The following is a 15,861-nucleotide window of genomic DNA, read 5'->3' as shown; positions in this document are numbered from 1 at the left end:
GTCAGTACTCCAGATACAGGTCGGACTCGACGTCGACGTCGCGGAGGCTCCACAGCGTGGCCTCGGCCTCTTCGAGGTCCTGGTCGGCGTGGGTGCGGAGCAGCGCCGTGTCGGCGTGCCGGTCGGGACTCGGGCTGAAGGAGAACTTCGCCTCGTACAGCAGCCGTTCGTTGCTCGCGGCGAGGTTCGACCACTTCCGTACGAATGCACGGAGTTGGGTGTCGGTGACCTGGGCCTCGTCAGGGGAGATCCTGCCGACCCTGGCGACCAGTTCGGCGCGGATTTCGTGCAGTTGCTCCTCGAAGGCGGCCACATGGGCCGCGGCTCCGTTGCTCCGCGCGACCGGCAGCGTCAACCGGGCGAGACCGACGAAGACGGCGTGCAGGGCCCGGTCCCGTGCACGGGCGGACCAAGGCGTCACGCTGGTGGACTCCACCTGCTTGTACAACGCCGAGTGGTACGCGACGAAGTCCTCGTAGTGCGAAAGGTCCCTGGACCTCGCGGCGTTGAAGAGCGTGACCACGAGACCTGGGTGCTGTCGACCGACACGGCTGGTGGCCTGGATGTACTCGGCCGTGGTCTGCGGCTGCCCCATGACGGCCATGAGCCCGAGCCGGTTCACGTCGACGCCGACGGAGATCATGTTGGTGGCGAGGACCACGTCCTGCGCGGTACCGGACCCGTAGGTTCTCGCGAGCGCGTCGAGGCGCGGTCGGATCTCGCTCGACGGGACACGGCTGGTGAGTTCTCCAGGGACCACCTGGCGTGCCTCGCACCCGTCCCGCTCGGCGTGCGTCCTGAGACGTTCGTTGACGTCGGCGTGCACCTGGAGTTCGGCAGCGGCGAGAAGCCGGAGGCTGTTGAAGTAGCCGATCAGCGTCCAATAGGCGTCCCGCGCGGAGTCGTCGTCGATCTGCCGGGCATGGTGCAGCAGCGAGGCGTAGGCCCGGATCAGCAGGGTGGCCTGCGAGATGCCCGGGGCGAGCAGACCGACGTACCGCCGTGACGCCTGCCGCTCGGCCGGGGCCTGGACGGCGAACCAGGAGTCACGGGCGTCCAGCCCCGCCGGTGGGAACTGGGCGACCTCGCGGTCGAAGAGCGCCTTCCCCTGTCGATGCGCCCTTCGGATCGTGGCGGTCGACGCGATGATCTTCGGCCGGTCGCAGGCCACGTCGACTGCCGCCTCGTACAACCCGGCGAGGGTTCCCAACGGGCCTGAGATGAGATGCAGTTCGTCCTGGACGATCAGCTCGGGCGGCGGCGTGCCGACGCTGCCGGTGTCCCTGTTGAACAGCGCCGCGACGTCCTCGCGCCAGGCGACGCGCGCGAACTTGTCGGCGGTGGCCACCACGAGGGTGGGGCGGACCCGGTACAGCTCGGAGTCCACGACGTGCACGGGGAGCCCGTGCCGATAGGCGCAGTCGTCGGTCGGGCAGGTGATCGTCATGACCCCTGCGTCAGGGTCGGCCCTGTAGTTGCCCACGCCCAGGGGCGCGCCGCACCAAGGGCAGGCGCTGAGTTGTACGGGGTTCTCCTCCTGAAGGGTCTCTCCGGCCGCCAGCCTGAGCAGCGCGGTCCGAGCCTGCTCCAGTGTGTTGGGCGTGGCCGCCTTGCCGACCCACATCCCGATGGAGACGGGTTCCGTGCCGAATCGTTCGGGTTCCAGGGCCCGGAGACGATCCATGGCACATATCAACAGGGCGGCCCGCTCGAACTGTTGCAGGGTGAGCAACCGGAGGGTGTACCGCATCAACACGGTGACCCCACCCCCCGCCGTACCGCTGCGGAGGCGTCGATGGAAGACGGTGAAGGCGATCAGTCCGAGGTACGCCTCGGTCTTGCCGCCACCCGTGGGAAACCAGAGCAGGTCGACGACGCCACGGTCCGCATGGTCAGGGTCCACCACGCCGTTCAGGCACAGCAGCAGGAAACCGATCTGGAAGGGTCGCCACGTGCCCTGGGGCTCCGGGGACGCCGCCGCTCCGCGGATCCAGAGCCCACGGCCGCGTTGCAGGGCCATCGCCTCGTTGGCCTTCCGGAAGGCATCCATGGCCCGCCGGTCGGTGCCCAGGAGCCGTACACCGGCCGCCATGCGACGCTGCGCCGTCCGGCACAGTTCCAGCTGTTCCACGGCGAGTCGAAGGTATTCCGTGTCACCGTACGGGCCGCCGCGCAGCGCCTCGGCGTCGACCTGTCGCGCGTCGATCCACCGGCCGTACGCCTCGACGAGGGCCCCGAGGGAAGCTGTCACCTCCTGCGGCGTCGCCGTGGCGAGTGTCTGCATCCCGAGGCGTTCGTCGTCGATGTCCGGGTTGGAGTCGGTGAGCAGGACCTCGTAGGTCGGCACGGACTCCGTCCACACGGAAGCCACGCCGGCCGGACGGTTGTCGAGATCCCGGACGCCCGGAGCGGGCGGCGTCCAGTCCCAGTCGGCCGCGCAGCCGTGGCCCGTGGCGAAGGCCGGGACGTGCCGATGCAGCAGGCGATTGAGCCGTGTCTCGTCGTCGATGCCACCTTCGGCGGGCCGCTCCACCAGGGCCGGCACGGCATCGGGTACGTCGATGCGCAGGGCGGTCTGGAAGAAGCAGTGGGTGTCCTTGATGTCGCTCTGCCCGACCACATGGGTGTTCACGAGGGTCGCGGTGACCGCGACGATCCCCCGCGGGCCGCTCGGCGGGCGTACCCGGAGGCGCAGTTCGAGCCCGGCCGCCAGCTTCACCGGTTCGTGGTCGAGCCGGGAGACGTCGACCGGGGTGACGGGCAGGTCGAGGGGGCGACGGCGCCACTCCAGGTCCTGACCGCCGGTGGCCCGCCGTTCCAGTCGCTTGGGCACCGTCGGCGCCCCCTGCCCGTCGACCGGGTCGTACACGGCGGCGGTCGCGGCTATCCGAACGGTGCCGCTCAGTGCCGGGTCGACGGCGAAGGTGATCCCCGTCGCCGACGGTTTCCGGACGTGGGCCAGGGTGACCCCGGTGTCAGGGACCTCGTCGACGCCGAACGTGGAGTCCGCGTCGTCGTGGTCCTTCTCCGCGGCTTCCTCACCGGCCAGGTCCTCGCCCTCGGAACGGGGGAAGAGCACCCCGGTGGCGTAGGTCGTGACGGGCCAGTCGTGGAGCGTCTCGACGGAGTCGGCGCGGGCACCGGTGGGGCCCAGCAGATCCGCCTTGAGGCGGTCCACCAGCTCGCCGCGGAAACGGTAGTGCTCCTTGTGGTCGGCCATCGTCATTCCTTGTCCGAGCTGTCGTAGTGGAACCGTCCGAGGCCGGTCGGCCGTGGCGCGAGCCAGACCCCCAGGTCGCCGAGACCGGCGCGGACACCGGCGGCGGGATCACCGGCGACGGTCTCGACCGTGTCGAGGCGCAGGCCGGTGATCCGGCGGGGCCAGTTCTCCGGCGTGTACCGCTGGGACTGCTGCATGTGGCGGTACAGGTCCCTGCGGAACGTGTCCGAGGCGACGCCGATCGTGCGGTCACCGTGGTCGAGTACGTAGCCGGGGCCGATCCGCTCCTCGTGCTGTTCACGGACGTCGTCGTTCCGCATGAATTCGAGTGCGGCGCCCGCCGGGATGCCGGTGCGGAGGTACGCCTGCGCCTTCACGGCGTCGCCCGTACGTTGGCAGGTGCCCGCGGGATGGTGCGGGTGGATGTCGCCGGCCGTGACCTCCAGCCCCTTGCGTTCCCAGTACTTGTAGCCGAAGCGTGCCCAGCGACCGGACCGCTTGTCCCTCCGGACCCACCGGAAGCCGTTGCGCGCCGTGGCGCGTGCCTCGTCGGGCAGGTCCAAGCGGTACAACTCGTCGCGAGGTCGGGTCATGGCGACGTACAGAGCGCGGGCCCGGTCCGCCGCGTCGGGGCCGAGCGAGCCCTCCTCGACCTCCAGGTGACCGGGGTCCACCACCAACAGGCGGTCGAACTCAAGGCCCTTGGCCCGGTGGAACGTGGAGACGACCAACGGGTGCGCGGGCTGTGCCGTCAGCGCGTCCGGCAGACGCCCCGCCGCGACCGCCCGCCGGAGCCGGGAGAGGTCGACGGACCGACCGCCACCGTCTCCGGCGCACAGGCGAAGCTGTCGCCACGTGCGCTCGCCGTCCTCGACGGCCAAGGACCCCAGGGGCAGCAGGCCGATGAACCGTTCCTCGGTGAGCGTCAGGGCTCCCTCGTCCCCGTTCATCAGGTCGACGAGCCAGGCGGGGGCGACCCGGTCCTGTGCCGCGCGGCGGACCTGGTGACCGATGGCGGTCCGGTGCAGCCACTCCGAGATGAGCAGTGCCTCGCCGTTCGTGCGGCACAGCACGGCCGTCGTGATGTCGGTGTCGCGCAGGGACTCCTGGATGTACTGGACGTCGAGATCGCCGAAGTCCATCAGCCCCGCGAGTTCGATCCGCAGTTCCTCATGGAGTCGTTCGGCCTCGGCCACCGTGGCGCACCGCCGAACCGCGTCCCCGAACCGCAACGCGGTGCGCGCCTCGTCGGAGCGGGCGCGGAAGTTGCGGGTGAGTGACAGCTCGGTCAGCTCGTCGCCGAAGTAGCCGCGCAGCCAGTCGAAGAACCTGTTCGTCTCGATGGCGCGCTGCTCGTCGTCCGTGACCTGGAAGCCGTAGATCGCCTGGGCCGGGTCACCGACGACGGTGAACCCGATGTCGTACGCCTCCAACAGGACCTCCAGCAGCTCCCGCCGGTCGCCCACGAGGTCCTGGACCTCGTCGATCACGAGATGCCTCAGCTCTTCGAGCCAACCCGGCGCGGTGGCCTCGTCCTCGACACACTTCGTGGCCTCCCTGATCCGCTCGTCGAAGGAACGCGACCGCCAGTCGACATCGGCCGCGACCTCGCTCAGGATCTCCAGGGCCCAGGAGTCGAAGGTCGTCACACGCACGTGTCGGGACCGCCCCTCGTACGTCGACAGGCGCTCCCGCAGTTCCCGTACCGCCGCGTTGGAGAAGGTGAGGACCAGGATGTCCCCGGCCGCCAGTCCCTCGTCGGTGATCAACGCCTCGACGCGACGCACGAGTGTGTGGGTCTTACCCGCACCCGCGCCGGCCGTGACCAGCAGTTTGGCGTCCTCGGGCAGGTCGACGACCGCCTGTTGCTCGGTGGTGAGCGACGGGCTGCCCTCGTACGGGCCGCGGCTCATGCGTTGCCCCCCTCCCAGAGGTACTCGAGTTCCGTGTAGGCGGGCTCACGGCCGAAGTGCTCGATGTTGTCGGCGACGTTGAGGATCAGACAGCTGTCCTTGCCGCCGTTGAGCGGCCCCCGCAGCCCGCGACCGATCATCTGGATGTACGTGTTCGGGCTGTAGGTCGGCCGGGCGACGACAACCGCGCGCACAGCGGGGGCGTCGAAACCTTGGGTGAGGACGTTGTAGTTGGTGAGGACCTGGGTCCTGCCCTTGCGGAAGGCTTCGATCCGTCGGTTGCGCACTCCGGTCGGCGTCGTGGCGTCCACCGATGCGGCGGCGATCCCGCTTTCGTTGAGCAACGCCGAGAGCACCTGCGCATGTTCGACCGAGGTGGCGAAGACCAGTACGGGCCAGGTCTGCGGAAGCCGCTCGATCTCCTCGATGATGCGCTTGGTCCGGTTCACGTCCCGTGCGAGCCGGGCGATCACGGCGGCGGGCAGGGTCATGCTGTTGCTGCTGGTGACCTGCTCGATCTGCTCGGGGGTGAGGGTGTACTTGCCGCCGGGCAGCTCACGGTGCTCGACCTTGGAGAGCACGCCGAGTTCCTGAAGATGCGCATAGGGGGTCTCGCCCTCGAACACACCGCGGTCCAGGCGCTTGTGCCCGAACCGGGATGCGAGTCGGCGGGTCTCCTCGGTGCTGCCGCCTCGGAAAGCGGTGGCGGTGAGACCCACCAGGTGACGTGCGGTCCGGTGCTGGTCGATGCCGAGGTGGTCGAGGATCCTGGTGTACGTCTTGGGGACCGCGAAGTGGGCCTCGTCGACGACGACCGCGTACGCCTCCCGCAGCCAGGCGTACTGATCCGTTCCGAGGTGGCGCGCCAGGGTGTCGTCGATCGCGACGACGACCTGTGGCCCGCCGGGACCCGGCTCGGCGGCCATGCCGGCCCACATACGGCTGATGCGCAGGCTCTTCTCCGGGCCCACTGTGGACCAGACGAACTTCCAGGTCTCGATGGCCTGTTCGCACAGTTCCGAACTCTGCGCCACCCACAGCACCGGGCCGGTGACAACACCGTCCGCGATGGCCTGCACCAGCGCCTCGACCGCGATTCGGGTCTTGCCCGCTCCCGTCGGGATCTGGAGCATCGCCCGCTTCTCCTCGCCCTGCACGAGGTGCTGGTACATGTTGGCGACCAGACGCATCTGGTAGGGGTGGAGAGGAAGTGGCTTCCGCGGACCGGACACGGTCTCGAAAGGAGGAGGCGCCTGCCCGGCCTCCTGGTCCCCCGCCCAGGCGACCGGGAATCCGTAGTTCTTCACGAAAGCACGCGCGGTGTGCGTGCCGTTCCACACCCTCGGGGCGTCGAACCCGGCCTTGACCAGCACGGGGGCAAGTTCCCTCAGCACCTCCTCGCCGTGGGTGGCGATGACGAGTTGCGCGATCCGCAGCTCACTCGCCGCCTCACCGTTCAACTCCTCGTCCGCCAGCAGAAGTCCGGGGGGCAACTCCTCCCGGAGCCGGTCCACGCCCAGCGCGAGAAGAAGCTTCCGCGCATGGTCGGGCTCCCTGCGCACCTTCAGGAAGCGCTCGTCCTCGCGATCCTTCTTCTGCTGTTCGAGCAGGTCACGGCAGCCCGTCCCGCCGAGCCGCAGCCCGAGGACACGGTCGATCGCGCACAGGACGTCCAGTTCGTCGTCCGGGCCGCACAGCAGCACCGTGTCGCCCTCCCGGGCCTCGACGAGGGGTTCCTCCCTCTTCCCCTCGGGGGTACGGATCACCGTGGCGAGGTGGGAACAGTGCGTCAGCTGCCAGTCCGTCCCCCTGGGCAGGACCAGCCGCAGCCGGGGGTAGACGTCCGTGAGGCGTACCGGGGTTCCGAGGGTGACGACCTCCAGCTCCTCCTGGAGAAGCTCCGAGGGGGCGCGCAGCTCACTCTCCTCGATCATCCGGGCCGCGTCCTCCGCGTCGAGGACCAGCAGCGCCGGTACGTTCTCACGCCGAAGGATGCGGTACTGCTCCCGGTCGGCCGTGACCGCGATCTCGTCGTCGGGGCGACAGGTCCACTCGTCTCCCACCTCGCAGCGGGTGAGCGGGTGGCGCCCCCAGAACTCCTCGTCGAGTGGGGCCCGCGTCAGCAGGGCATAGGCCCGGCCGACGAAGTCGGCGTCCTCGCTGTCGAGGGCACGGACGACGAGGCTCTCCCACAGTGCCTCCGGCACCGACTCGATGGCGTCACGGAGCCGCAGCAGGCGGGCGGTCTCCGTGCTCACCTCCGCCACGGGCAACAGGCTGCCGTCGACCTCCATGGTCGGGCTCACACAGTCGGCCGGCCTACGGACACCGAGTGACGTGGGCACGGCGCCGTCGCGCTGCAGCATCCACGCGATGGGCGAGCGGACCTGCTTCTCCGTGCCACGGCTCCCGCCGCCCTGCAGCGTCCAGTTCAGCACGAGGCTGTGACGGGGCAGATGGTGGACGAAGGCCGCGCGCCCCTCCTCGGACAGCCGGGGCAGCAGGTGCAGCGGCCCGGCCGGGTCCGCGCCGAGCCACCGTACGCTCTGGGCGGTGGGCGGCCGGCGCCCCTCCTTGACCAGCACCTGGGCGTACGCCTTGTAGCTCTGTTCGGCGTACGTGGTGAACCACGGATCGTTGCGCGGGTCCCAGTCGGGGGTCGGCCGGTCCACCGCTCCGAGATCCCGCAGCACCGCGACATCGGCGGCGTGGAACCGGGGATCGATCAGGACCTCGCGGTCACGTCGCCTGTCCGCCGGGGCCGCGGGCCCTGCGACGTCGGCGGGGACCACGGGTCCGGCGAGGAAGGCGTCCCGGAGCGGCCGGAACACGCCGTCCGCCGTCTTGATCTTGAGCGTGTGACGGGGGTCGTCGATCTTCGCACCGATGACGACCGCGGCCCGGCCCCCACCGGCCTGGCGCGTCAGCTCCCAGAAGTCCTCCCAGTCGGCGTTGCCGTAGCGCCCGAAGCCGACGTCGAGCACGGCCTTGAGGCGTCCCTCGGCATCCGCCTCGGGAACTCCGAGGACCTCAAGAGCCCGTCGGGCCTCGTGGTCGGCGGCGATGTCGGGGTGCACATAGGTCAGATCGTCCTGAAGTCCGTGCGCGGCGAGAGGGCTCCGCCGGTAGACCTTGCCGCGTACCGGTGGAACCAGGTCATCGCGTTCCGTGAGGAGGATGCGGGCCCTGGCCGCCTCGGCCGCCTGCCCGGTGGCACCGACCTCCTCCATGTCGGCGGCGATCCGCAGAGCCAGCGCGGACGCCTCGGCGGAGCGGTCGGCGACCAGCGCCTCCAGCCAGGCGGTGACGTCCGTGGTCGCATCCTCCGCGCCCGCGCGGAGCATGATGTCGCGGACCCGCGAGCGGCGCTCCCGTCCCTCCACGGAGTGGTGGCACCAGTCGACGGGCCGACCGGGGTGCGACGCCCACAGGTCCAGCCACTTCTCGCGGAGGTCCTCCGGGTGCAGACGGAGGTCCTTGGGCCTGCGCAACGCTCCGCGCTGATCGGGCAACGACGGCCGGCCGGCGGCGACTTCGAGCACCTCCCTGCTGAGCAGTTCGTCGCCCCACTGGGACGCTTCGCGGCCACGCGCGGTGAGCAGGTTGAGATACGAACCCGGGTCGTCGGCCTCGGCCAGCTGCGGCAGGGAGCCGACGATCAACTCCGCTGCGGCCCTGACGAGTTCCGCGTTGAAGTCACTCTTCGTGAGGTTCTGCCGGTCCTCGGGCGTTTTCCAGGGCGCGTTGAGGATGCCGGTCAGCGTGGTGTCGTAGTGGGTGGGGAAGTACGCCCAGAAATTGCCCCGCTTCTTGCGGGCCTCCACCTTCTTGCCGGGCACCGCCCAGGACAGCCTGATGAGGGGGCGCTCGTGCAGTTCGCCCGCCGTCTTCCGCGCCTCCACGGTGGGTTCGTGGTCGACGTGGAAGACGTCCCACCGTTCGTTGCGGACCTCCTTGCCGTTGTTCTCCTCCAGGACCCGGTGCTCGACGCCCCGCGTCACCTGTCGCAGTACGCGCCGGAGCCGGATTCCCTCCCGACGGTCCTCCAGGGCGACCATGGCGACGTGCGAGGAGAACAGCATGAAGTGTGCCGGGAAGTTACGCAGGTCCTGTCCGAGTCGGCGCCCGGCCCCGGGCTGGAGCGGCAGCACGACGGTCGTGCTCGCCCAGGACATCAACTCGTCCAGCACCGCGTCGTGCTGCCGGTCGACGGCCAGGTCGAGTGGTTGGGCCATGCGCAGCACGGGGGTCTCGTCCTGTGCGGTCAGATCGGGCAGCACCTCACGGATGCGCCCGGCGGACCACGCCTTGTCGAACCCGAAGCTGCCCGAAGTGCTGTAGAAGCGGGGCGTGTCCGAGACACTCAGCACCGATTTCACGCCGACGCCGAAACGGCCGATCTGGCCCCCGCGCTTCCGCGACACGGCCATTCTCAGGATGGTGTCGGCGCCGTCCGGCGTCACCGGATCCCCGGTGTTGGCGCAGTAGAGCCTCTTGTCCGTCAACAGGACGTGGATGCGCCCCCCACCGGGGTACTCCTGGTTCTCGTCGGCGCCGTTCTGCACCAACTCGTATATCTGCCGCTCCCCGTAGCCACCCTGGGTGATGCGGCGTTCGTTGTTCGCGTGTTCCTGCACGTGGCCCGGGTCGGCCCGATAGACCTCCAGGATGCGCCGGGACTGTGCGACCACTGTGCGGACGACGTCCGTGGCGTCGGGTAGGGCGCTGTTCATGAGGTGAGCGACTCCCAGGTCTCGGATGAACGCGGGGCGGAACGGACAGAGGTTGTCCGGGGGAAGGCAGGTTACGGGGCGGCACCGACAACCGGAGGCGAAACGCCCATCATCGACAGCCCGGCACAGAACACACTCACGGAACGGCTCCGGACTCGTCCGGCCGGGCTTCACCCGCGCGGAGCTCCCGCAACTCGAAGTGCGCCTCGCTCAGCGCCGCCTTCAACCTCGCGTTCTCGGCATGGGCGTTGAGGATGTCGCGCGCCAACTCGTCACGGAACTCGTCCGCCCATCGTCGGACCGAAGTATCCAGGATGTCCTGCCAGAACGCGGCGCCCTTGACCGACACACCGGCGTGCACGACAAGCGTGGCGGACAACTCCGCCGCTATCGGCGGGTGTTGCGGGGTTCGACCCATGAGCGGTCACCTTCACCGTGAGTAAGGAGGTACGGGCGTCATGCCGTCCGACGGACGGTCGACACGGGAAACGGCGGACGCGTCCGGATCGCGGTCGTCGGCGAAGCGAACTCGGATGTGGTTGCCCGCCGGGATGGTTGCGGACACACTTCACCCCTTTACCGACAGTCATCAGATACGAGCTGGCGGTCGTGGCCCCCGGACGCTAGCGGGCCGTCGCAGCTTCACGCAAGCCCGTTCACCGTCGTGGACACGCTCCCCATAGAAGCAACCCGAGGGCCGCATGTACAACGAAATTATCGCGATGGCGTCATGTCAAATCCACGGTACGATGGCGGGGTTCGCGAAGGGGGGTCGGATGGAGACCGACAACGAGCACGGTGAAGGCTTCGGCGTGTGGCTGGCGCGTCAACTGCGGCGACAGGGCATGACCCAGGCCGAACTCGCCGACGCCCTCAATATCACCAGGGCCGGGGTCTCCGCCTGGATCACCGGGCGGGCCGAACCACGCGAGGACAAGAAACGGGCGATCGCCGGGATCCTCGGCATCGATGAAGCAACAGTGCATCTGCGAACATCTGATGCCCCGGCCTCCCGTCCGGTGTCCTGGTACCACCGAAAGGCACACGTCGACGGTGGCCGTGAATTCGGCAATGCCGCAGCGTTCGCCTTCGACGCGGACCTGTCGGTACTGGCTCGTGAGGCCACTCAGAACAGCCTCGACGAGCGCCTCGACGAGAATCGCCCTGTTCGCGTTCGCTATGTGCTCCACGAGCTCAGCGGAGAGCACCTGCACGACTTCCTCCAGGCCCTGCGCTGGGACGAACTGCTTCCCCACTACGAGGTGGCCGCCGCCCAGCAGCAGAAGGTCGGCCGGGTCGTCGCCGAAGGTCTGCGCGACATGCGCGAGACCGACACCCTGCTCCTGCTCCGCGTCGACGACTACAACGCGTCCGGTCTCACGGGACCCGACTACGGTGACGGTCGGTTCGCCGCCGTGGTGCGTCGGCAGTTGGACAGCCACAAGGCGAGCGGCCATGCGGGTGGCTCGTACGGCCTGGGCAAGGCCACGCTCTGGGCCACGAGCAGGCTGGGCATCGTCCTCGTCAACAGCACCCTCTCGACACCGCACGAGGGGCGCACCGAACGACGGCTCGTCGGACGTCTCGACCTGCCATGGCGAGAGGTCGAGGGGCGTGCGTACGCGGGACCTGCCTGGCTGGGCGAGGAGGACACGGAACCCGAGTACAAGGGAGTCTCCCGCTCCTGGTGGGCGGACGAGAAGACGACGGACCGGCTCCATCTCGGCCGGGCCACCCCCGATCCCGGTACGTCGTTCCTGGTCGTGGGTGCCCACGACGCGGCGGGGGACGCCGAGACCGTGCAGGAGATGCACGAGAAGCTCGTCCGTTCGCTGGCGGAGAACTTCTGGGCCGCGATGACCCATGGGGCGGCCACGCCCCCGCTGATGGACGCCTCGGTCACGACGCTGCGCAACGGCCAGGTGGTGATCAAGGAGGAGCGCGTGGATCCCCATGTCCACGAGCCGGCCCGTTCCCGCGCCCTGAGGGCCTACCTGGACGGCACGACCGTCGAACGTCTGTCGGACGTCGACCAGGTAGCGCTGGCCCATGTGCCGCTCACCGTTCCACCGTTGCGGGGCGAGAAGGGGCAGGGCGTGGAGCACCGGGCCGTCCTGCTGGTGACGCCGGCGGACGAAACGGACAACCGACCGAACCAACTCGTGTGCATGCGAGGCAACCGCATGACCGTCAGTGTCCGTCGGGTACCGGACCTGCCGATGGGGACGAACCACTTCCAGGCCGTTCTCCTGGCGGGTCGGGCGACGGGCGTCACCACCGACGAAGGCGCCGACGCCGCCGAGGCGTTCCTCCGTGCGTCCGAACCACCGGAGCACGACGACTGGAATCGGACGGACGATCTGGCCGCCCGCTATGCGCGTGGCGCCCTCACACGCATCAGGGAGTTCCGGAGCGACATGAACGTCGTGGTCCGCCGACTCGTCGCCCGCCACGAGGAAAGGGCCCAGGGTGGTCCGACCGTCCTGCGTGAGCTTCTCCGCATCGACGGCGGTGGCGCCCCGACCGGTCGCCGGGTCGACGGCCACCCGACCGTGCGTCACGTCGACGGTGAACTCGATCCGTCGGGCGCCTGGCGGGTTCGCGTCGAGGTGAAGTTGCCGCCCCGTGAGGATCCGTGGTCGATGACGCCGGTGGCGAAGTTCGACGTCCGTTCCGGCGGTAGGCCGACGGTCCGCTGGGCGGAACTCCTGCCGGGCGACAACTGTCAGGTGGACAACGGCCGTCTCCGCTTCGCGCCCGGCGCGCGCAACGCGTCGTTCAGCGGCGTCACGGATGTCGCGAGCCACCCGGTGGCCGCCGCCATGGCCCGACTCGTCATCGATCTGCAGAAGCCGCGAGGCAGCACCGCATGAAGACCTTGATGCCGTACGCCACCCTGGCGGGCGAGGTGACCTTCAAGGTCACCTCTGCGAAGTTGGACGGTCGGGACCTGCCGTTGGCCATGATCTCCCAACAGGACCGCGTCGTCGCCGTGCACCAGGTGGAACGCCAGGAGTGGGCGGAGACCCGCCTGGAGGTCCGGGCGCGCATCCCGGAGGGCGAACTGTCCTCCGGGCACTGGGCCGAGGTGGTCTGTGTGGCCGTACTCGCCGACGGTGGCACCAACTTCCGCACCGTGACACGTCTTCTCGTGTCGCCCGACGGTTCCCGGACGGGCACACTCGTGCTGCCCCGCGGTGCCTGTCGTACCCGGGCCGAGCTGTCCGTGAGCGTCGTCGCGACGGTCGACGGCGTGGCCGGTCGCGTCATCGGCGCTTCCGAGGACGACTGGATCGTCGACCTGAAGGCCAAGGAGCCCGTGCGTCAACGGGAACTCCACATCGAGGAGGTCGACTTCCGTGAGGGCCCGCACGAGTGGCTGCGTCCGTTCAAGGACGCGCCTTGGTTGGTGGAGACCTCCGGCGACATGCCCACCGTCCATCTGAACACGGGATTCGAGGGGGTCACCGACCTCCTGGCCGCGGGCGGCAGCCCCCTGGAGAGAGCGGTACGCGGCATGCTCGCCGCACAGATCGCGAGTGACGCCTGGGTCGCGATGTTCCACTCGGCCGTGAGCGATGTCGAGATCGAGGAGAGCGGCACCCCGAGCTGGCCCAGTGGGTGGCGGGACTGGGTACTGCGCAGCATGCTTCCCGACATCCTTCCCGATCTCTCCCCCGCGGACGCGCTGGTGGAGATCCACTCCCGCCGAACGGAACGCTCCGGTTGGAACGAACTTCAACCGCGCATCCAGTACGCCGCTTCCCGTCGGGCCCGCGTTGCCAGGAACCTCGGAACCGCGATCCGCGTACTCGACCGCTCCGACGAAGGGGACCGATGATGGGCCGCGATGTCGACGACCTGCCTCCGCGTCTCGGTCTGTTGCGGGACGCCACGGCGGCGAAGAACCTCACACGCGGCGTCCTCACGGGACAGGAGGAACCGCCCCTGGTGTCCCTCGTCCGCGGGGCGGAGCCCGTGGACGCGGTCGGTTCCCGGTGGGACGTGCTGCCGCTGCGTGAGCTGATCGACGACTCCCGGCGTCTGCACGAGGAGACGGGTCGCACGGCCGCCGACGCGTGGCTGGCGCCCCGGCTGCACGCGACACTGCGGCTGACCCGGGCGGAGGCCGCTGACCCGGCCCTGTGGAACTTCATCGCCCTCGTCGTGGCTCCCGACTACGTGATCTGGCGGCACCTGCCGCGGAAGGGCGTTTCCGGCCGACAACCCGCCGCCACCGCTGACCGGTTCTGCGGCCTCCACTACAAGCAGGCGTTCGCCCGTCTGTGGTGGGCCGCCGAACTGTTCCGCGACGGTGAGGACTATCGCCCGGCCGTCACGGCCTGCGGCAACCAGGACGTCCTCAACACCGTGCTCCGCCTCGACGTCATCGACCACCGTCCGACCGCCCGTGCCGTGACCCGACTCCTGGAAGAGGGCACCGTGCGGACCGGTCGCGACGTCAACGCCTTGGCCACAGCGGTCAACTCGGCGGGCAGCACCCTGATGTACGAGGTCCTCGCACCGGACGACGGTCCGGACTCGGATGCCGTCCGCCATTGGATCGACGATGGGGACATGGCCCCACCGACTCCACGGGGGTCACTCCCTGACGGCCCGCCCGACGGCGGGATCCCCCACTCGGCCGTGGACACTCTGGTCGACCGCTTCGGCAGACTGTTCGCGGAGGCTCCCGTCCGAGGGAAGGACCGTCCGGCCGAATCGGAGGAGCCGGACGACGACTGAGCCTCCGCCCGACCACCCGGCAGGGGCCCGGCGCAGGTCAGAGCCGGGCCGCTTCCCGCACATCGGAGATCCGCCCACGTTCCAGGGCGAGTTGCAGGGGCGCCCTTCTGCCCGGGACCGCGGCGACGCCGTTCCTGGTCCGGGCTCCGGGGCCCATGAGCGAGGCGATCGCCCGAGCCACCACGTCGTCACCGAGGTCGAGCGCGGTGGCGAGGACGTGAACGGCGAGCAGCGGCGGAACGGCATTGCCGATCTGTTGCGGGACGGCGCGCCCCGACCACGGGTAGTCGGCGGGGAACGTCTGCAGGCGTCCCGCCTCGGCAAAGGTGAACCTGTCCTCCTGGCCGAGGGGCATCAGCACACGGTTACGGGAGATCTTCCCGGTGACGGTGGCGGCGGGCTCGGTCGATCGGCGCCGGCCACGGTCCTTGGGGTCGCCGCCGGTGCCGTAGTTGGAGATCACGTCGTAGGGCGTGGGCCGGTCGAGCACCTCCCCCATCGACACCCAGGGCTCCAGCGCCTTGTCCCCCTGGTCCTGGGACACACCCTTTCGGTAATGGCGATGGATGGGTCGAGGGAGTTCCACCTCCCGATTCCGGCGCGCGATCAGGATGGCCCGTCGGCGGGTCTGTGGAACCCCGAACTGCTCCGTCCGCAGCACCCCGTGGTCCACCTCGTAGTCCAGCCCTCGCAGGAGCCGGCCCACCGCTTTCCAGACGGGCAGCACGGCCGGTACCTGTTCCAGCACGATCGCGTCGTACGGCTGTCCCGCGTCATGGGCGGCGAGTGCCCATCGCAACGGTTCCAGCACCAGGCCGGTGCGGACGTCGTCCAGCGCTGCCAACTGTTCCGTGACGTCCTCACCATCGGCCATACGCTCGGCGAAGCGGAGTACGTCGTTCAAGGCCCGTCGTCCTTCCCCGCCCCCGGCGACCGTGTACGTCTGACACGGTGGCCCTCCCGCGAGGACGGTGGCTTCCGGGAAGTCCTTCGGCCCGTACTCCCGTACGTCACCCTCGATCGTGCGCAGCTCGGCCGCGCCCTTCGGCGAGAGGCGCTCGGCCTCGCGACGCGTGTGGCAGGCGTCCGGGTCCCACTCGATGCCGGTCACGGGGATGCCGAGCTTCTGCGCCGCCACGTCCAGCCCGCCGGGTCCGGCGAACAGGTCGATGATCTTCGCGGCGCGCACGTGGTCTCCCGGCTGTCGGATGGAGAGATGATCAAGCGGGGAAGCCCTGCGGCAGTGTAT

9 protein-coding genes are annotated in these 15,861 nt (G+C 69.6%); 3 read left to right on the top strand and 6 right to left on the bottom strand.

Annotation, left to right across the window (positions count from 1 at the left end; genetic code table 11):
- Nucleotide 1 precedes the first annotated feature (1 nt).
- The 5 genes from ACIQNU_RS00745 to ACIQNU_RS00725 form a co-directional block, all read right to left on the bottom strand.
- Entirely contained in the window at nt 2-3,220 is a 3,219-nt protein-coding gene (locus tag ACIQNU_RS00745; RefSeq protein ID WP_401359263.1) for a helicase-related protein, read from the bottom strand.
- A gap of 2 nt (nt 3,221-3,222) precedes the next feature.
- The gene (locus ACIQNU_RS00740; protein ID WP_401359260.1) at nt 3,223-5,133 is read right to left on the bottom strand and encodes a UvrD-helicase domain-containing protein; all 1,911 of its coding nucleotides are present in this window, start codon (nt 5,131-5,133) and stop codon (nt 3,223-3,225) included.
- Nucleotides 5,130-9,866, bottom strand: coding sequence for a DEAD/DEAH box helicase (locus tag ACIQNU_RS00735; RefSeq protein WP_401359257.1), 4,737 nt, complete (start codon nt 9,864-9,866; stop codon nt 5,130-5,132). Before ACIQNU_RS00735 ends, ACIQNU_RS00740 begins: the two co-directional genes overlap by 4 nt.
- 136 nt (nt 9,867-10,002) lie before the next feature.
- The gene (locus ACIQNU_RS00730; protein ID WP_401359254.1) at nt 10,003-10,284 is read right to left on the bottom strand and encodes a hypothetical protein; all 282 of its coding nucleotides are present in this window, start codon (nt 10,282-10,284) and stop codon (nt 10,003-10,005) included.
- 12 nt (nt 10,285-10,296) lie between these two features.
- Nucleotides 10,297-10,431: a hypothetical protein gene (locus ACIQNU_RS00725; protein ID WP_401359252.1), complete on the bottom strand. Its 135-nt coding sequence runs from the start codon at nt 10,429-10,431 to the stop codon at nt 10,297-10,299.
- 211 nt (nt 10,432-10,642) lie between these two features.
- Here ACIQNU_RS00725 and ACIQNU_RS00720 point away from each other — a divergent pair, with 211 nt between their 5' ends.
- The 3 genes from ACIQNU_RS00720 to ACIQNU_RS00710 are packed head-to-tail and all read left to right on the top strand — an operon-like array spanning nt 10,643 to nt 14,612.
- Complete coding sequence (locus ACIQNU_RS00720) at nt 10,643-12,739, top strand: helix-turn-helix domain-containing protein (RefSeq protein ID WP_401359249.1); 2,097 nt, start codon at nt 10,643-10,645, stop codon at nt 12,737-12,739.
- Entirely contained in the window at nt 12,736-13,707 is a 972-nt protein-coding gene (locus ACIQNU_RS00715) for a hypothetical protein (RefSeq protein WP_401359247.1), read from the top strand. The genes ACIQNU_RS00720 and ACIQNU_RS00715 overlap by 4 nt, the downstream gene beginning before the upstream one ends.
- A complete protein-coding gene (locus ACIQNU_RS00710; protein ID WP_401362332.1) occupies nt 13,707-14,612 on the top strand; it encodes a DUF6339 family protein in 906 nt (301 codons plus the stop codon). The genes ACIQNU_RS00715 and ACIQNU_RS00710 overlap by 1 nt, the downstream gene beginning before the upstream one ends.
- A gap of 37 nt (nt 14,613-14,649) precedes the next feature.
- Here the strand turns inward: ACIQNU_RS00710 and ACIQNU_RS00705 are convergent, their stop codons facing one another.
- Nucleotides 14,650-15,801: a DNA cytosine methyltransferase gene (locus ACIQNU_RS00705; protein ID WP_401359244.1), complete on the bottom strand. Its 1,152-nt coding sequence runs from the start codon at nt 15,799-15,801 to the stop codon at nt 14,650-14,652.
- Nucleotides 15,802-15,861 lie beyond the last annotated feature (60 nt).

It is taken from the genome of Streptomyces sp. NPDC091292, from assembly GCF_044757265.1.
GTDB lineage: Bacteria > Actinomycetota > Actinomycetes > Streptomycetales > Streptomycetaceae > Streptomyces.
The sequence above is the reverse complement of the archived record's forward strand: the minus strand, read 5'-3'. Positions and strand labels throughout refer to the sequence as shown.